Origin of the sequence: Paenibacillus sp. MMS18-CY102, from assembly GCF_009789195.1 — a bacterium.
Lineage (GTDB): Bacteria > Bacillota > Bacilli > Paenibacillales > Paenibacillaceae > Paenibacillus_T.
The window spans coordinates 1-18,557 of sequence record NZ_WSTC01000016.1; the positions used below are offsets into that span (position 1 = coordinate 1).

Annotated in this window: 16 protein-coding genes; 8 read left to right on the plus strand and 8 right to left on the minus strand. The window is 47.7% G+C overall.

All coding sequences use genetic code 11. From position 1 onward, the window contains the following. Positions 1 to 308 precede the first annotated feature (308 nt). Together GON22_RS13280 and gyrA are read right to left on the minus strand one after the other, a co-directional pair. Positions 309 to 1,409 carry an HD domain-containing phosphohydrolase gene (locus GON22_RS13280; protein WP_160396586.1) on the minus strand — a complete coding sequence of 367 codons (1,101 nt, stop codon included), beginning with the start codon at positions 1,407 to 1,409 and terminating at the stop codon, positions 309 to 311. A gap of 59 nt (positions 1,410 to 1,468) precedes the next feature. Next, complete coding sequence (gene gyrA, locus GON22_RS13285) at positions 1,469 to 3,946, minus strand: DNA gyrase subunit A (protein ID WP_160396587.1); 2,478 nt, start codon at positions 3,944 to 3,946, stop codon at positions 1,469 to 1,471. A gap of 436 nt (positions 3,947 to 4,382) precedes the next feature. Between gyrA and GON22_RS13290 the strand changes: the two genes are divergently transcribed. Then, positions 4,383 to 5,180 (plus strand): YheC/YheD family protein, encoded by a 798-nt coding sequence (locus tag GON22_RS13290; RefSeq protein WP_160396588.1) that lies wholly within the window; start codon positions 4,383 to 4,385, stop codon positions 5,178 to 5,180. 38 nt (positions 5,181 to 5,218) lie between these two features. Here GON22_RS13290 and gyrB read toward each other — a convergent pair whose 3' ends face one another. The 6 genes from gyrB to dnaA form a co-directional block, all read right to left on the minus strand. Continuing rightward, positions 5,219 to 7,129: a DNA topoisomerase (ATP-hydrolyzing) subunit B gene (gene gyrB, locus GON22_RS13295; RefSeq protein ID WP_160396589.1), complete on the minus strand. Its 1,911-nt coding sequence runs from the start codon at positions 7,127 to 7,129 to the stop codon at positions 5,219 to 5,221. A gap of 54 nt (positions 7,130 to 7,183) precedes the next feature. Continuing rightward, positions 7,184 to 7,432, minus strand: coding sequence for an extracellular matrix regulator RemB (remB, locus tag GON22_RS13300; protein WP_006038213.1), 249 nt, complete (start codon positions 7,430 to 7,432; stop codon positions 7,184 to 7,186). A 44-nt stretch (positions 7,433 to 7,476) separates the two neighbouring features. After that, complete coding sequence (gene recF, locus GON22_RS13305) at positions 7,477 to 8,580, minus strand: DNA replication/repair protein RecF (RefSeq protein ID WP_160396590.1); 1,104 nt, start codon at positions 8,578 to 8,580, stop codon at positions 7,477 to 7,479. 41 nt (positions 8,581 to 8,621) lie between these two features. Further along, complete coding sequence (gene yaaA / locus GON22_RS13310) at positions 8,622 to 8,837, minus strand: S4 domain-containing protein YaaA (RefSeq protein WP_160396591.1); 216 nt, start codon at positions 8,835 to 8,837, stop codon at positions 8,622 to 8,624. Positions 8,838 to 8,854: 17 nt separating this feature from the next. Next, the gene (gene dnaN / locus GON22_RS13315) at positions 8,855 to 9,997 is read right to left on the minus strand and encodes a DNA polymerase III subunit beta (RefSeq protein ID WP_160396592.1); all 1,143 of its coding nucleotides are present in this window, start codon (positions 9,995 to 9,997) and stop codon (positions 8,855 to 8,857) included. 217 nt (positions 9,998 to 10,214) lie between these two features. After that, positions 10,215 to 11,540 (minus strand): chromosomal replication initiator protein DnaA, encoded by a 1,326-nt coding sequence (gene dnaA / locus GON22_RS13320; RefSeq protein WP_202113234.1) that lies wholly within the window; start codon positions 11,538 to 11,540, stop codon positions 10,215 to 10,217. Between the two features lie 700 nt (positions 11,541 to 12,240). Between dnaA and rpmH the strand changes: the two genes are divergently transcribed. The 7 genes from rpmH (at position 12,241) to rsmG (ending at position 18,539) form a co-directional block, all read left to right on the plus strand. Continuing rightward, positions 12,241 to 12,375: a 50S ribosomal protein L34 gene (gene rpmH / locus GON22_RS13325; protein WP_160396594.1), complete on the plus strand. Its 135-nt coding sequence runs from the start codon at positions 12,241 to 12,243 to the stop codon at positions 12,373 to 12,375. An 84-nt stretch (positions 12,376 to 12,459) separates the two neighbouring features. Then, on the plus strand, positions 12,460 to 12,807 hold the full coding sequence (gene rnpA / locus GON22_RS13330; RefSeq protein ID WP_160396595.1) for a ribonuclease P protein component: 348 nt from the start codon (positions 12,460 to 12,462) through the stop codon (positions 12,805 to 12,807). Positions 12,808 to 12,905: 98 nt separating this feature from the next. Then, a complete protein-coding gene (locus GON22_RS13335) occupies positions 12,906 to 13,682 on the plus strand; it encodes a YidC/Oxa1 family membrane protein insertase (RefSeq protein ID WP_160396596.1) in 777 nt (258 codons plus the stop codon). Further along, entirely contained in the window at positions 13,679 to 14,317 is a 639-nt protein-coding gene (gene jag / locus GON22_RS13340) for an RNA-binding cell elongation regulator Jag/EloR (protein WP_160396597.1), read from the plus strand. Before GON22_RS13335 ends, jag begins: the two co-directional genes overlap by 4 nt. 110 nt (positions 14,318 to 14,427) lie before the next feature. Next, on the plus strand, positions 14,428 to 15,807 hold the full coding sequence (gene mnmE, locus GON22_RS13345; RefSeq protein WP_160396724.1) for a tRNA uridine-5-carboxymethylaminomethyl(34) synthesis GTPase MnmE: 1,380 nt from the start codon (positions 14,428 to 14,430) through the stop codon (positions 15,805 to 15,807). Between the two features lie 98 nt (positions 15,808 to 15,905). Then, positions 15,906 to 17,807 (plus strand): tRNA uridine-5-carboxymethylaminomethyl(34) synthesis enzyme MnmG, encoded by a 1,902-nt coding sequence (mnmG, locus tag GON22_RS13350; RefSeq protein ID WP_160396598.1) that lies wholly within the window; start codon positions 15,906 to 15,908, stop codon positions 17,805 to 17,807. Between the two features lie 9 nt (positions 17,808 to 17,816). Beyond that, on the plus strand, positions 17,817 to 18,539 hold the full coding sequence (gene rsmG, locus GON22_RS13355) for a 16S rRNA (guanine(527)-N(7))-methyltransferase RsmG (protein WP_160396599.1): 723 nt from the start codon (positions 17,817 to 17,819) through the stop codon (positions 18,537 to 18,539). Positions 18,540 to 18,557: the final 18 nt, after the last annotated feature.

The window sequence follows — 18,557 nt, forward strand, 5'->3', positions numbered from 1 at the left end:
AAGAAGTTTTCAACGCGAGTTGAAAATCTTCAACTTTAGAGCATTTGTAGCTCATTTTGAAACATTTATTCTGACAGTTTCGCTCGTTGTTCAGTTTTCAAAGAACAATTTCGACAACTTTTACATCATATCAGATGATGTTTAGTTGGTCAAGCTTTTGTTTTGTGTTGCCGTTTCGTTCAGCGGCGACTTGAATAATATATCATAGGCGCACATACGATTGCAACCATTTTTTTATATAAGTTTAAAGTTTGTTTTTAACATAAGAAAAGAGCTGCTTACCCACTAGGATAAACAGCTCTTATTCATTACGTAGCTAGTACTTCTTCAATATACAACTGGCGTTCTGTCGTGAGGTTAATGATTGTGCCCTCTGACGAAATCCATGGTCTAGTCGGATGGTCACGGTCAGAGAATACAATTTCCCCTACTCGCCCATCACTAATGCGTACAATGGTGCCGTTATGGAACTGAGTAGCTTTCTCGATAAAGGTACGTACATAGGTAGGCTCCAGTTTACCGAACGCATCCTTCTGAATCTGTTCTAATACCAAATATGGAGATGTCGCCTTGCGATATACCTTATCGAGGGTCATAGCCTGATAGATATCAGCGATCGCTACGATCTTGGCATAAGGATGTATCTTATCCGAACCGATGCCAAGCGGATACCCGCTTCCATCTTCCCGCTCGTGGTGCTGCAAGGAAACTAGCTTAGCCCCTTCATTAAGGGCAGCGTTCGATTTTAACAGTTGATAACCATATACCGTGTGGCGGCGCACTTCTTCGGTTTCCTCCGAAGTGAGTTTAGTCGGTTTGGCCAAGATCGCACGGCTAACTTTCACATTGCCGATATCATGAAGCAATCCAGCTAGCGTTATTTGCATCCAATCCTTAGCTTGGAAGCCATTCCATTTAGCTAGCAAATAAGAAGTCAGTGCAGAAAGCAGGCTGTTATGGTACAAGTACTCATTTTCCTTAACTCCGCTAGGAATATAGGTAAGTACGTTATACTCCCCAATGTTGCTGATCAGCTTCTCCAGTTGGTGGCGAAGATCGAGTACGGGCAACGCTTCTCCTGATAAAGCGTTATTGAACACCTTCTTTACCAGTTGTAGCGTTGCATCATACTCTCGCTGGAATGGCGACAAGTTTTGTGCTTGTTCGCTTTCCTTGTCTTTATTGGCTTCCTCGGCATGGGAACGAGCAGCAGATGCACCCTGCTTCTCAGACAGCCGATCTGCTGCCGTTTCAACAACTACCTTTTTAACCAAAAACGCATGCAAGATTTCCAATTCACGTGCTGTGACGACGACTCCTTTATTGAACAGGAGATTGCCAAGCGGTGTCTGTACGTCTTGAAGCAGCTTGTCGCCGGGTTTAACTTTGGATACTAAAACGGATCCCACTTCTTGCGCCTCCTGTCCCTTGCCGGTTCGTCGTGGCTAATGGAGAAGGGAAGCAGCCCTTATTGCTCTGCCCCGTTCTCTCCATCCTGCTCTTCTATATCTTGCTCTTCTTCTTCGTTTCTCGCTACACGAGTAACTGTCGATACCGCATCGTCTTCACGAATGTTAATGAGCTTAACGCCTTGCGTGTTCCGCCCCATGGTCGAAATGCCTTCCATGCTCGTCCGAATCATCGTGCCGGATGCTGTCATAATCATCAGGTCCTCATCATTCTCAACGACCTTCAGGCCTACTATTGTGCCGTTCTTGTCCGTGACATTGAGCGTCTTAATTCCTTTGCCGCCACGGCTTTGAATCCGGTATTCATTCACTGGCGTACGCTTGCCATAACCTTTAGAAGTTACGATCAAGACGTCATTCTCAACCTGCACGATCTCCATGCCGATAACTTTATCTTCTTCGTCCAGTTGAATGCCTTTAACGCCCGTTGCCGAACGTCCCATCGAACGAACGTCTTGCTCTGGGAAGCGAATGGACATGCCTTGGCTTGTGCCCATAATAATCTCTTGGTTGCCATCGGTAAGCTTAACCGAGATAAGGTCGTCGTCCTCGCGCAACGAAATGGCAATAAGCCCAACCTTACGAATATTGGCATAATCATCAAGAGGCGTCTTCTTCACAACCCCTTGGCGTGTAGCGAAGAATAGATACTTATCATTGTCGAATGCTTCGACTGGAATAACCGCATTAACCACTTCCCCCTGCTCGATCTGGAGAAGGTTAATAATCGGTGTTCCGCGTGCGGTACGGCTTAAGTCCGGAATCTCATACGCTTTAAGCCGGTATACTTTGCCCTTGTCCGTAAAGAAGAGCAAGTAATGGTGCGTATTGGATACAAATAGATGCTCTACAAAATCATCATCTTTCGTGTCCATACCAATAACGCCTCGACCGCCGCGACGTTGGCTGCGGTAGGTCGTTACTGGGAGACGTTTCACGTAACCGGAATGCGTAATCGAGATAATGACATCTTCACGCGGGATTAGATCCTCATCGAGAATTTCGTCTTCGCCAATCGTAATCTCGGTACGGCGGTCATCGCCGAAACGCTCTTTGATTTCGTTAAGCTCTGTGCTGATAATATCGAGAACAAGCTGCTCGTCTGCCAAAATCGCTTTGTACTCCGCGATCTTCGCGAGCAACTCAGTATATTCAGCCTCAATTTTATCCCGCTCCAAGCCAGTGAGGCGTTGCAGGCGCATATCGAGAATCGCTTGCGCTTGCTCCAGCGATAATGAGAACCGTGTAATTAACCCTTCACGCGCTACATCTGCTGTACGCGATCCGCGAATGAGTGCAATAACTTCATCCAGGTGGTCAAGCGCGATGCGCAAGCCCTCGAGAATGTGAGCTCTTGCTTCCGCTTTCTTGAGGTCATACTCCGTACGGCGGCGAATGATTTCAATCTGGTGCTGCAGGTAGTGATACAGCATATCGCGCAAATTGAGAACTTTCGGCTCACGGTTAACCAACGCTAGCATGTTAATGCCGAAGGTAGATTGCATCTGTGTCTGCTTATACAAATTGTTCAGCACGACATTCGGGTTAACATCCCGGCGCAGCTCGATAACTACGCGCATGCCGTTACGGTCCGATTCATCACGAAGGTCTGTAATGCCTTCGATTTTCTTCTCACGAACGAGCTCGGCGATCTTCTCCACCAATCTCGCTTTGATTACTTGATACGGCAGCTCATGGACAATAATACGGGCTTTGCCGCCATTGTCTTCGATGATTGCGCGTGCACGCATCGTGACGGATCCGCGGCCCGTCGTATACGCTTGCCGAATGCCCGAGTGGCCCATTACGTAACCATAAGTCGGGAAATCCGGACCCTTAATATATTCCATTAATTCGAGTGACGTAATATCAGGGTTAACAATCAACGCCTGTACGCCGTCGATAACTTCGCGCAAGTTATGAGGCGGGATGTTCGTAGCCATGCCTACCGCAATGCCCGTTACTCCGTTAACGAGAAGGTTCGGGTAACGTGAAGGGAGTACAACTGGCTCATGTTCCTCACCATCATAGTTGGGAGCAAAATCAACGGTTTCTTTGTTCAGGTCGCGAAGCAGCTCCATTGCAATCTTGGAAAGCCTTGCTTCTGTATATCGCATTGCTGCTGCCATATCGCCATCGATGGAACCGAAGTTGCCATGGCCATCGACTAGCATGTTGCGCATCGAGAAGTCCTGCGCCATACGTACCATGGATTCATAAACAGCTGAATCCCCGTGCGGATGGTACTTGCCGATAACTTCGCCTACGATACGTGCCGACTTCTTATAAGGCTTGTCCGGTGACATGCCCAGCTCCGACATGGCATACAGAATGCGCCGGTGAACCGGCTTTAACCCATCCCGCACATCTGGCAAAGCACGGCTTACGATAATGCTCATAGCATAGTCCATGAACGAATCGCGCATCTCAATGCCAATATCGCGGTCTTTAATCTGAGAATTTTGTTCTTCCGCCATTGTTATCCTCCTGACGTATTCTGCAAACGATACAGCTCACGTTGTGCGTCGCGGTATCGCTATGAATGAATCAGCCCATATAAGGCTGACTTTACAATCGAATCCGTCTGATGACATCATCGCCGGCCTGCGGCTTATACGTTGCAAGCCGACTTAACCGCATTAAAATTGTTAGTCTATTCCTTTCACAAAGCTGCATTGCTTAAACCTGCTTGATGCAGCAATATGAATTCCTGCTAAATTAGGGCGATTCCGATACATAAAATGTGTTACTCGCCCTTCGCTTTCAACTGAATTCCGCCATATGATAATGAGGAATACAAGTAGAGAGGCCTCAATAGGCATACCTCTTTATTATAACATCGATTTCCACCTCTGTCTCGTTCGGCTGTCGAATGATCGGGATAGTTTTTATGGCGAAAGGCGGAGTTGACGATTGGCTATTCAGCGTGTTCAGAGTAAGTGGGCAAAGACGACAGCCCTGCTGTGTTCCGAGCAAATGCGCCAGTATATCCCCGAAACCTCACCGTTTCGACGCGAAACGGTCCGTGCCATGCTTGACCAGCACCAGATGGTGTACGTTAAACCCGACCTGGGCACGTTTGGACACGGCGTTATAAGAGTCGACAAATTACAACATCAATCGTGGACCTACCAATTCCAGATCGGAAAGCGGATTCGACGTTTTTCTACTTTTGACAGCATGTATTTGCAATTGGCTGCTATTCAATCGGGCAAGCGTTACCTTATACAAAAAGGCATTCATCTCTTAAAACATCAGAACCGCCGATTCGATCTTCGCATCATGGTTCAGCATAATATGCAAGGAGCGTGGGAAACGACAGGCATTATCGGTCGGCTTGGCCATCCTGCCAAAATCGTGACTAACTACCATAGCGGCGGCACCCCGCTGCCGTTTCAAACGCTCATGTCTACCCATCTATCTGAGTTTGACCAATCGAGTTTGCTTAACCGGCTGTCAGGTCTTGGGGTCATTACTGCCCAGCAGTTACAGGTCCATTACCCAGGCTTAAAAGAAATCGGAATCGATGTCGCGCTCGGTACAGATCTACATCCATGGATTCTTGAGGTCAATACATTGCCAGACCCTTTTCTTTTCCGTAAGTTAAAAGACCGTCATGTATTCAAGCGAATTTACAAGTATGCAGTTGGGTATGGACGGTTTAAAAACAAGACAGCTCACAACCGCGCAAAAAAGCCGCCAACCCGATAGGTTGTGCGGCTTTGTTATGTTCCAAAAAATTGATTCGCTTAGTAATCCAAGTTTTTTACATCTTTCGCATACTGGTGAATAAAGTCCCTGCGCGGTTCTACGTTGTCACCCATTAGCGTATCGAATACGACATCTGCTTCCATCGCATCTTCGATTGTAACTTGAAGCATTGTACGGCTCTCCGGATCCATCGTCGTTTCCCACAGCTGGCTAGCGTTCATCTCGCCGAGGCCTTTGTAACGCTGTACGTTTACTTTGACGCCTTCACCGAACTCAGCGATAATCTGATCGCGTTCCTTCTCGCTCTGGGCATAGCGAACAACTTTATTGCGTTCGACTTTGAACAAAGGCGGCTGCGCGATATAGATATAGCCAGCATCAATGATTTTGCGCATGTAACGGTAGAAGAACGTGAGCAGAAGCGTACGGATATGAGCGCCGTCGACGTCAGCATCGGTCATGATAATGATTTTGTGATAACGCGCTTTCGCAATATCAAAATCATCACCAATTCCGGTACCAAGTGCCGTAATGATCGCGCGGATTTCGGCATTGCCGAGGATCCGGTCCAATCTAGCTTTCTCAACGTTAAGGATTTTTCCACGCAGCGGCAAAATCGCTTGGAAGTGGCGATCGCGCCCTTGCTTCGCCGATCCGCCTGCCGAGTCACCTTCGACGATGTACAGCTCGCTGATGGAAGCATCTTTGGACGAGCAGTCCGCTAGCTTGCCTGGCAGTGAGCTTACTTCCAGTGCGCTCTTGCGACGTGTCAGTTCACGCGCTTTACGAGCTGCTTCCCGAGCACGGGATGCTTGCAAGCCCTTCTCCACGATACGCTTCGATACGGAAGGGTTCTCGTCAAGGAACTCTTGCAGCTTCTCGGCAAAGAACGATTCCACGATACCGCGCACTTCGCTGTTACCAAGCTTCGTCTTCGTCTGGCCCTCGAATTGAGGCTCTGGAATCTTAACGGAGATAATTGCCGTCAAGCCTTCGCGGACATCATCGCCCGACAAATTCGAATCGTTATCCTTGATCGAGTTAGTGCGGCGTGCATAATCGTTAATAATACGGGTCAATGCACTCTTGAAGCCGGATTCGTGCGTTCCGCCCTCATGCGTATTGATATTGTTAGCGAAAGAGTAAATATTGTCGGTATAGCTGTCATTGTACTGCAGCGCAACCTCTACCTGGATATGATCCTTTTCGCCTTCCACGTAGATCGGGGTTTCGTGAAGCGCTTCGCGATTCCGATTCAAGTATTTGACGAACTCAATAATGCCGCCATCGTATTTGTACGTGTTGCTTTGGCTGCTACGCTCGTCGGACAGCGAAATCGAGATCCCTTTATTCAAGAATGCCAGCTCACGAATACGCGATTGCAAAATCTCATATTCATAAACCGTTGTCTCTGTAAAAATCTCCGCATCTGGCTTGAATTTGACGATCGTTCCGGTCTCCTCCGACTCGCCAATCACTTTAATGTCGTATTGTGGCGCGCCGCGACGGTACTCTTGCTGATACACATGCCCATCGCGTTTAACCGTGACGGTCACATGCTCAGACAATGCGTTCACGACCGAAACACCGACGCCATGAAGGCCACCGGATACTTTATAGCCTTCGCCGCCAAACTTGCCGCCCGCATGGAGCACCGTCATAACGACTTCAACCGTAGATTTTTTCAGTTTCGTATTCTCGCCGACCGGGATCCCCCGACCGTTATCTACCACGGTAACACTGTTATCTTCATGAACGATCACATCGATATTCGTACAAAATCCAGCGAGTGCTTCATCGATTGAGTTATCGACAACTTCCCAGACGAGATGATGAAGACCTTTGCTGCTTGTAGAGCCGATATACATCCCCGGACGTTTTCGTACTGCCTCTAGCCCTTCGAGAACCTGTATCTGACTCTCATCATACGTATTCTGGTTCAAAGACATGCCTACCCACTACTCCTCTCGACTGCTTCTCCTGATTGCGGTACGGCCCGCCGACTAATAAGCCGCAAAATGATGGGCCCGCTTCTTCAGCGTGGAGGATGAAATCGGCGAATAATATATTTTATGCTTAGTTAGCACGATCGACTTGGGTTCTTCTTCCCCTATCGTCTCAACGTCCTTGCGTTTGCGTGCGCCCGCTACGAATTGTTTGGAAAGCTTGGACGATTGCTCAATCGATATATCGAAAATGGCGACCAATTCCGCTGCCCGAATGATTTTCTCTCCGCCCAAATGAATATACATTCGCAGTCCTCCCTTTCGCTGAAACGCTATTATTCTTTAACGCATCACCGTGTGACACGGCCATCTTGAACATGATAAATGCCGGCATCTTGGAGTTTGCCGAGATCGACACTCTCAAGACCGGTTGCCGTAATGAACGTTTGAACTTTGGATTGGAATGTCTCGATTAATTGCGTCTGCCGATTGCGATCCAACTCGGATAGCACATCATCAAGCAGCAATAGCGGATACTCTCCAATCTCTTCGCGAATCAACTCGATCTCCGCCAACTTAAGAGAGAGCGCGGTCGTCCGTTGTTGCCCTTGGGAACCGAACGTCTGAGCCTCTTTGCCGTTAATAAAGAACATTAAATCGTCCCGATGGGGCCCGACAAGTGTCGTTCCTCTGCGTATTTCTTGGTCTTTAACCTGTGTTAACTTTAACATAAAATGCTCAAATAAAACAGATTCATCTTCAAAGTCGAACGATGGCTTGTATGTTACCATTAATTGTTCGGATCCGGCTGTAATTCCAGCATGAATTTGCTCTGCCCACTGTTGCAGCTTATGAATAAAGTATTTCCTTTTTTTTATAATTTTAACACCAAAATCCGCCAGCTGCGCATTCCAAACCTCAAGCAGCCCCTGCTTATCGCCGCCAGAGGACCAAAGCGTCTTCAAGTAGTTGTTGCGCTGGACGAGCACCTTGCTATATTGCTGCAGCGTATGCAAATAACCGGGCTGTACCTGCCCGATTTCCATGTCTAGAAACCGACGGCGTACGCCCGGCGTTCCCTTCACAATCTCCAGATCCTCTGGTGCAAACATGACGACATTCAGCGAGCCGACAAAATCGCTTAAGCGCCGTTGCTCCAATCCGTTAATCTTTGCTTTCTTCCCTTGTGCGGACAACATTAAATCCAGCTTAACTGCACCATATTGCTTGTCTGCTTCTCCATGAATATGTGCATCTGTCCCGTTCCAACCTATAAGTTCCTTGTCCTTAGCTGTCCGGTGGGACTTCGTAAGAGCGAGGGCGAAGATTGATTCAAGAAGGTTAGTCTTTCCTTGCGCATTTGGCCCGATAAACAAGTTCACGTTACTGTTCGTATCCAGTTCGAGCTCGGAGTAGTTCCGATAATTGCGCAGGGCGATTCGTTTCAGAAACAAATGTCTTCAGCCCCCGTTGCTGCATATTCTTTCATTTGCATTTAACGGCGGGTGACGGTGAATGAACCAAATCCTTGAACGTTCACTACATCACCTGCGTAGAGCTTGCGCCCTCGACGGTTGTCAGCCTCGCCGTTAATCAAGATCTCATTCTCTTGCAAAAAAAACTTCGCTTGTCCGCCGGAATCAATACAATCCGATAGCTTTAAGAACTGCCCAAGCGCGATATATTCCGTTCCGATTGCAACTTCTTTCATTGGTTGTCGCTCCGTTCCTAGCCCGTCGTTCGATACGGCAAAATAATATAGGTGCTATGCGGGTGGTCCGATGGGCGAATAATGATTGGGCTCATCGCACCTGTGAACTGGATGTTTAGTTGGTCACTATCGATTACCTTCAACACGTCGAGCATATATTTAGAGTTAAATGCGATGCGCAGCGCTTCGCCTTCCATTTTGAAAGCTTCAAGCTGTTCCGTTACCTTGCCCAATTCGGAGGAGCTGGACGAAATCTCAATTCCGCCTTGTTCCAATGTAATGAGCCGAACGATGTTCGTTTTTTCTTCGCGGCTCATCAGATAGGCACGGTCGATTGCATCGGTTAATTTTTTTGTGTCCACTACGAGTTCTGTTTTGTACGACTGCGGAATAATCTTAGAAGTGTCGGGATAGGTCCCGTCCAACAAGCGCGAGTAGAACAGAACGCTGCCGATTTTGAACAACGCCTGGTTATCCGTGACAACCATCTCAACAATCGTAGTAGCATCTGGGATAAGGCGAGAAAGCTCGTTTAAGGTCTTAGCCGAAATGACAACATTGGAGAAACGCAGGTCTTGCGTTGTATCCACATGTGCACAACGGTTCGCCAGCCGATGGCGGTCCGTTGCTACGAATCGCAATTCGCCTTCAAACAGATTAACGAGCGCACCTGTCAAAATTGGCGTTTGTTCACTTGTAGAAGCTGCAAACACGGTTTGGCGAATCAATGATTTAAGCAGATCGCCAGGGATCTGCAAAACATCGTTTTGTTCGATGGAAGGCAGCACAGGGAATTCCTCTGGATCCAGGCCAACCATCTGGATATCGGTTGAACCGGAACGAATCATCGTAATGAATTGATCCCCAACTTCAATTTCAACATCGTCAGATGGAAGCTTTTTAACGATTTCTACGATGAACTTGGAAGGCAATACGACGCTACCTGGTTTGTCTACCTTAGCAATGATTGAGCTTCCTGATTCAACAGGAATGAAGCTCTGAATCGAAATATCGGTATCGCTTGCCGTTAGCGTTACGCCTTGATGGGTAACATCAAATTTGATGCCCCCGAGAATTGGGATGGCAGGCCTTGTCGAAGCAGCTTTCGCTACTTGTTGAATGGCATCGTTTAATTCATTTTTTGCAATGGACAGTTTCATGGTTTCACTCCTATGGCGAGAGTCCGATATTGAGCGGCATTCAGCTTTCGCGAGAAGGCGACGAATGTCGTTTATTGACGTTATTTTAATAATTTAAAACAGTAGTAGTAGCAGTAGGCGACCTGAATATGTGGATAAGCCGCAAGAACGTTGATAAAGCAAGCCTATCCACATGTGCATAGCTTGTGCATAGGCTTGCTTCGTTGTTCCACGTTATTCACGTATGATTTTTAATTTTTTCGCTCAGGTTTTGTAGAATCTTGTAAAGGTCAGGATCTGTCTTCAGCTGCGTCGTAATTTTCTCATGCGCATGAATGACGGTCGTATGGTCACGCCCGCCGAATGCCTCGCCGATCTTAGGCAGGGAGTAGTCGGTTAGCTCACGGGATAAATACATCGCAATTTGCCTTGGATAAGCTACGGCCTTTGTTCGTTTCCTCGCTTTGAATTCTTCTAGCCGCAATCCGTAAAACTCGCCAACCTTTTGTTGAATATCCTGGATCGTTATCATCTTCGGACGGCTTGAAGGAATAATATCTTTCAGTGCCTCCGCCGCAAGATGCGACGAAATGTCTTCGTTAATGAGCGAAGAGTAGGCGACGACACGAATGAGTGCGCCTTCTAGCTCACGGATGTTTGTATCGATCTGGTTCGCGATATAGACCATTGCTTCATTCGGAATTTCTAAGTTCTCGGCCTTGGCCTTCTTGCGCAGAATGGCGATCCGTGTTTCCAAATCTGGAGCCTGAATATCGGTTATTAATCCCCATTCGAAGCGGGAACGAAGCCGTTCTTCAAGCGTCGGAATCTCTTTAGGCGTGCGGTCGCTTGAAATGATGATTTGCTTTCTTTCTTCGTGCAGCGCATTGAACGTATGGAAAAACTCTTCCTGCGTCCCGTCTTTGCCGGCTAGAAATTGAATATCGTCAATAAGCAGCACATCAATGTTGCGGTATTTATTCCGGAAGCTCTCGCCGCGGTTGTCGCGGATGGCGTTGATGAACTCGTTCGTAAACTTCTCAGACGAAATATACATGACTTTAGTGCTCGGATTATGATCCAAAATATAATGCCCGATCGCGTGCATAAGATGGGTTTTACCTAGTCCAACGCCGCCATATAGGAACAGCGGATTGTATGCTTTGGCCGGCGCTTCCGCGACTGCGAGCGATGCGGCATGGGCAAAACGGTTGTTGGCACCTATAACGAATGTATCAAACGTATATTTGGGATTAAGCAAATGGGTGAAGGGCTCATCCGAAGCTACAGGCACTTGTACGGCGACTGGCAATTGCTGTGCCGGCTCTGGAGCGCGGTTTTCTTCAATTATGAATTTCACGTCGACTTGCCGTCCCAGAAATTCGAACATAGTTGTTCGGACAAGCTTGGTGTATCGGCTTTCCAGCCATTCGGCCGCAAACGTCGTTGGCGCGGTTACGACGAGAATTTCACCGTCAAGCTCGGCTTTCGTCGCTTTGAACCACGTATCGAAGCTCGGCTTACTTAGCTTCGTCTGGATGACCGACAGCACTTGCTGCCACATATCCGGGGTATGGCTGTCCACAGCGTGTCACTCCTTAATCTGAATGGCCAAACTGGCTCTGTAATGCGGGGTTCGTGACAAATATACGCAATGGCTTGGTCAGCCATCCACAGTATAAACGAAGGTAAACCCTAAATTTATCAAGAGGGGAATTGATTTGTTCACAATGTTATCCACAGCCTGTTAATAAACTAGTTATTCACAAGCTTGTATCCACACAGAAAACATATCTATCATAGCAAAAAGAGCCCTATATTACAACGAAACCGTCCGTTTTATCCACAAATCCTACAGGTTGTGTATAAATGTTATCTACAGCACAAGATATTGTTTATAACATGTTAAAATTCGACACTTTTCGCCGAAACGGCTCAAAAACTATGCACATGTTATTAATTTTCGTCAAAATTCACAACGCAGCCTGTGCATATCCACAAAAATCGCAAAAGGGCTATTAGGCTGTGTACAACTTTCGTAGTGTGCCCATTTCTGGCTGCTGCCTGGCGGTTGACTTTTAACAACCAACATGGTTAAATAAAAAAAGGTCTTTTTGAGGACTATTGGGTCAATGGATGACCCTGTTTGAAACTTGTAATTGGTGAAATGCTTCTTTAATGAAAGAACGCCGCATGTTAAGCGGATGAATACTCTCTTCGGAGAAGGAGACAGATCACGACACTTTTCAAGGAGGTGCAACGAAATGAGACCAACGTTTAAACCGAACGTAAGCAAACGCAAAAAAGTACACGGCTTCCGTGCTCGCATGAGCTCGAAGAACGGTCGTAAAGTATTGGCCGCTCGCCGTCAAAGAGGAAGAAAAGTGCTGAGCGCATAAATTGAAGACCACTGTGCGGTGGTCTTTTTTTTTATCTATTTTTAAAAAACAGCCTCTTTATTGAAGGAAGTGGGGTAGAGGAGCATGCATCGCAAGCTGAGATTGAGGAATCGTGCGGATTTCAGCCGGATTTATCGAGGCGGGAAGTCGTTTGCTAATGGACAGTTCGTTGTGTATTGGTCCAAGCAGCCTGTGGCTGACCCGTTCCGGCTCGGCATATCAGCCAGCAAAAAGATTGGCAATGCTGTTGTCCGCAACCGCATGCGCCGAGTCATTAAAGAAATTGTTCGGCTGAATGCAGAGCGGATCGCGCCTCGGGTCGACCTTATTCTCATCGTTCGCAAGCCTGCCGTCGATATGAAGACGAAGGAATTGGAGCGGAGCGTGCTTCATGTATTGAAAAAAGCGGGGCTGCTGAAGCAGCGCGCTTAATCTGCTTTCAGCCAGTGGGACGAGTTGTTTATTTGGCAATAAGAATATGGTATAGTTTAGTGTGGAAAAGCAATGGCTCTGACAGAGAGGAGTTTGTGATGTTGTCCCGGATTTTGAAACAGAGATGGCTGCTTGTATTAGGGCTGGTGCTGCTTATGGCCACGCTAACAGGGTGTACCTCGCATAACCAGACGATGACAACCGATGATTTGCTGCAGGGTAACTTCTGGCAGAAGAACGTTGTCTACTGGTTCGCTTTAATGCTCGATACTTTTGCTGATTGGTTCGGCGGCGAATATGGATTATCGATTCTGCTTCTAACGATTATTGTTAGAACGCTTATCCTGCCATTGACGTTGAAGCAATACCGCAGCTCGAAGGCAATGCAGGCGATTCAGCCTGAGCTTGAGAAATTGCGGAAGAAGCATAAAGAAAACCCTCAATTGCTGCAACAAGAAACGATGAAGCTGTTCCAACAAAACCAAGTGAATCCGATGGCGGGCTGCTTGCCAATGATTGTGCAAATGCCAGTGTTCATCGCATTGTACAATGCCATCTATATGAATAGCGCGATTCGCGAGCATCAATTCTTATGGCTGGAGCTTGGGCAAAAGGATCCGTATCACATTTTGCCGATTATTGCTGCAATCACGACGTTTGTCCAAACGAAAATGATGCAGTCGCAGCAGAAGACGACCATGCCTGGCATGCAAGCGATGCTGCTGATCTTCCCGGTTATGATCTTTGTCATGGCACTCAGCTTCCCAGCTGCGTTGCCGTTGTACTGGATTTTCAGTAACTTGTATACGATTGTTCAGAACTACTTCCTGTACGTACGCCCATCCAAGCGTAAGGAGAGTGTTCCTGCGAAATGAGAAAAATCATCGCATCGGGAAAAACGGTAGAAGAGGCGGTTCGCAACGGATTACTACAATTGCAAACGACTGAAGATCGCGTCCGAACGGTTGTGCTGGAGCAGCCCTCCAAGGGACTTTTCGGCTTGATTGGTGTGAAGGAAGCTAAGGTTGAGCTAGAAGAGCTGCCAGACGCTTCGGATCAAGCAGAGCGGTTTGTCCGCGAAGTTGCGAGTGCGATGGGACTGCAAGTTACAGTGTCTCGGTCACAGACGAAGGAAGGCCTTCTGCTTGTTGTTCAAGGAGAGGGAGAGCTTGGTCAGATGATTGGGCGGCGCGGGCAGACGCTCGATGCCCTGCAATATTTGACCACAATTGTGGCCAACCGTTATAGCGATAAGCCAATTCGAATCGTACTTGATGCAGAAGATTTTCGAGAACGCAGGCGGAAGACGTTGGAGGAACTTTCAGACCGGCTGGCTGGACGTGTTGTGAAAACACGGAAGGAAGTCGTGCTCGAGCCAATGTCGCCGCAAGAACGCAAAATTATTCATTCGCAGCTGCAGCACCACCCTGATGTCCGAACGTTCAGCCAAGGGGATGAACCGAATCGCCGTGTTGTCATCGCAATCCAGGATAGGAATGTGAAGGGATGATTCGGCGAATAATGAGGATATCGGGCGTGCAATTAACGTAGCGCACTATTCGCAGCAATGGCTCATAGCGGTCATTGCTGTTTTTTATGAGGAGCGTTTCATTCATGAATATGACTCACGATACGATAGCGGCTATTGCCACGGCGGTCGGAGAAGGAAGTATAGCGATTATTCGCATAAGCGGACCGGATGCAATCGAGCGGGCTGCAGACATTTTTCGGACGAAAGGCGATTTCCGCTTAGCCGATACCCATACTGTACATTACGGGCATGTTGTTGACCCACAGACGGGGCAACGTGTGGAGGAAGTACTCGTTACCGTAATGAGAGGTCCCCGTTCGTTCACGGGGGAAGACGTTGTTGAAATTGGCACGCATGGCGGGGTTATTGCGGCCAAAAACGTGCTGCAGCTCGTGCTGAGGCAGCCCGGCATAAGAGTGGCAGAACCGGGCGAGTTTACAAAGCGCGCCTTTCTTAATGGGCGGATTGATTTGACGCAGGCGGAAGCGGTCATGGATCTCATTCGTTCTAAATCTGATCGTGCGTTCCAAGTGGCAATGAAGCAATCTGAAGGGTCTTTATCGAAACGAATCGCAGATTTAAGACAAACGATTATTGAAGTAATCGCGCATGTAGAGGTTAATATCGATTATCCCGAGCATGATGTAGAAGAGCTAACCAGCGCATTCATTCGTGAGCACTGCGGCGTGGCTTTAGAGGGCGTTAACCGCTTGCTGAAGACAGCGTCCGAGGGCAAAATATTGCGTGAGGGCATCGTAACTGCAATCGTAGGAAGGCCGAATGTGGGCAAGTCTTCATTGCTTAATGCACTTACCCAGTCGAATAAAGCAATTGTTACGGATATACCGGGTACAACTCGTGACGTTATCGAGGAATTCGTAACGGTAAATGGCATTCCCCTTCGGCTGCTTGATACGGCGGGCATTCGTGAAACTGCTGATGTCGTCGAACGCATTGGCGTAGAACGTTCTAATTCGGCTTTGGAAGAAGCGGATTTGATTTTATATGTGTTAAACCGAAATGAGAAACTGCATGACGATGACCGCCAGTTGATGGAGAGGCTTGCCGGACGGCAGGTAATCGTTATTTTTAATAAAACGGATCTTCCACAACAGCTTAATTCGGCTGAGGTCGAGCAAGTATTCCCCGCAGAGCGCATTGTTCCGATGTCGGTACTGGGGGAGGAAGGGATCGATCGGCTGGAGCAGGTAATCAGCGATCTATTCTTTGAGGGTCGAATCGAATCGAATGATCTGACCTATGTAACGAATGTTCGCCATATTTCGCTGTTGGAGCGGGCGAAGCAGTCACTACTTGATGCCATTGATGCAACAGAAATGGGCGTGCCGATTGATATCGTTCAGATTGATATTCAGCAAGCTTGGGAGCTGCTTGGCGAAGTAATTGGCGATTCTGCAGGCGAGTCGCTGTTGGATCAGATATTCTCGCAGTTTTGTTTAGGGAAATAGGGTTATGAGCTTACATTAGAATTACAGTTCATGATAGATAGATGTACGGTGTTAGCAGATTTTAAATTAGCTTAGGTTTATAAGGGAGGGTTTCAACAATGGGATATGTCGGTGGAAGCTATGATGTTATCGTCGTAGGGGCGGGACATGCAGGAAGTGAAGCGGCATTGGCGGCAGCACGTATGGGGTGTGAAACATTACTGTTGACGATTAACTTGGATATGGTCGCATTCATGCCGTGCAACCCGTCGATTGGCGGTCCTGCAAAAGGGCATGTGGTGCGGGAGATTGATGCGCTTGGCGGGGAAATGGGCCGTAACATTGATAAAACGTTTATTCAAATGAGGATGCTGAATACGGGCAAAGGCCCTGCTGTTCATGCACTTCGTGCACAAGCGGATAAATTTGATTATCAGCATATGATGAAGAAAACGATTGAGGAAACAGATCATCTTACGCTTCGGCAAGGGATGGTCGATGAGCTGATCGTAGAGGATGGGCATTGTGTTGGCGTAATTACGAAGACAGGTGCGGAATATCGTGCGAAAGCCGTCGTCATTACAACAGGCACCTATTTGCGCGGCAAAGTGATTATGGGTGAGCTGATGTATGAGAGCGGCCCGAACAATCAGCAGCCTTCCGTAAAGCTGTCGCAATGCTTGAAGGATCTCGGTTTTCAATTGGCACGCTTCAAGACGGGGACGCCGCCTCGTGTACACGGGGATACGATTGATTTCAGCAAAACAGAGATCCAGCCGGGAGATGAGAAACCGAAGTTTTTCTCTTACGAAACGAAGGGCTCAGATAATGAGCAATTGCCTTGCTGGCTGACTTATACTTCAGAAACGACGCATCAAATTATTAACGATAACTTGCATCGTGCGCCGATGTTCTCAGGAGCAATTGAAGGGACAGGACCGCGCTATTGCCCTTCTATTGAAGATAAAATTGTTCGATTCGCTGATAAGCCGAAGCATCAAATTTTCCTCGAGCCAGAAGGAAAAAACACGTCAGAGTATTACGTTCAGGGGCTTTCGACAAGCATGCCGGAGGATGTACAGCTTGGCATTTTGCGCTCGATTCCAGGGCTTGAGAAAGTTGAAATGATGCGGACTGGTTATGCAATCGAGTACGATGCGGTCGTTCCTACACAATTGTGGCCGTCTTTGGAAACGAAGCTGATTGAAGGTTTGTTCACCGCAGGGCAAATTAACGGCACATCGGGTTACGAAGAAGCAGGTGGCCAGGGCATCGTTGCTGGGATTAATGCTGCACGCAAAGCGCAAGGAAAAGATCCTGTTGTGATTGATCGCTCGCAAGGGTACATTGGCGTTATGATTGATGATCTCGTAACCAAAGGGACGAGTGAGCCATACCGATTGCTGACTTCGCGTGCAGAGTACCGTTTGTTGCTCCGCCATGACAACGCTGATCTGCGCCTTACGCCGCTTGGTTACGAAATCGGGCTAATTCCACAGGAGCGGTATGATTGTTATTTGAATAAGAAAGCGCTGGTAGAACAAGAGATCGAACGCCTGAAAACGTCGAAAATCCGGATGGAGGAGACGGTTCAAGCGCTGTTAGTTGAGATTGGTTCTGCTCCGTTGACTGGGGGATGTTCGGCACTTTCGCTGCTGCTGCGCCCAGAGGTTACGTATTCACATATCGAGCGATTGGCTCCTGCGCCTTATGAACTTACGGAAGAAATGAAGGAGCAAGTCGAAATTCAAATAAAGTATAGCGGATATATCGAGAAACAACTGCTGCAGGTCGAGCGGATGGGCAAAATGGAGAAAAAGCTGATTCCAGACGATATCGATTATATGGATGTCCACGGACTTGCAAACGAAGCGAAAACGAATCTGTCTCAAATTCGCCCGCTTTCGATTGGGCAAGCTTCCCGAATTGCAGGCGTCACGCCAGCTGACATCTCCATTCTTCTCGTATACCTCGAGCATTATAATCGAGTGACAGCCGCCCGCCATGCGGCGAGGGGGTAACCGGCAGCAATGGATAAGACACATGCTTGGTTTAGTAGTGCTTTAGCAGAAAAGGGAATTAATCTAACCTCGGCACAAATGGAGCAATTTGAAACCTACTTTCAATTGCTGGTCGAATGGAATGAGAAAATGAATTTGACCGGCATTACGGAGCGGGAAGCGGTATACGAGAAACATTTTTATGATTCGATTGCGTTATCCTTTTATGTTGATATGAAAAATGTACGGCATATTGCCGATATTGGATCAGGAGCAGGTTTTCCGAGCTTGCCGATTAAAATCTGTTTCCCTCACTTGCATGTGACGATCGTTGATTCGTTAAATAAACGGATTTCGTTCTTGCAGCATATTGCTGCCGAGTTGGGCTTATCTGATGTATCCTGTGTCCATGGACGTGCAGAAGATATTGCCAGATTGCCAGAACATCGTGACCATTATGACTTGGTGACGGCTCGTGCTGTTGCTAAACTCAATGTGTTGAATGAATTTTGCCTCCCGTTCGCACGTAAGGGAGGAACGTTCGCAGCGATGAAGGGGGCGGACCCTGCAGATGAAATTCGTGAAGCTAGTACGAGCCTGCGTGAGCTCAAAGGGAAATCAGCGAGCACGGAAGCGATGAAATTGCCTTTTGAACAGTCAGAACGGCATATTATCCTCATTACGAAGATCGATTCAACCCCTAAGAAATATCCGCGAAAAGCGGGAATTCCGTTGAAACAGCCTATTATTTAGCTAGCCTTCAATGCCGTG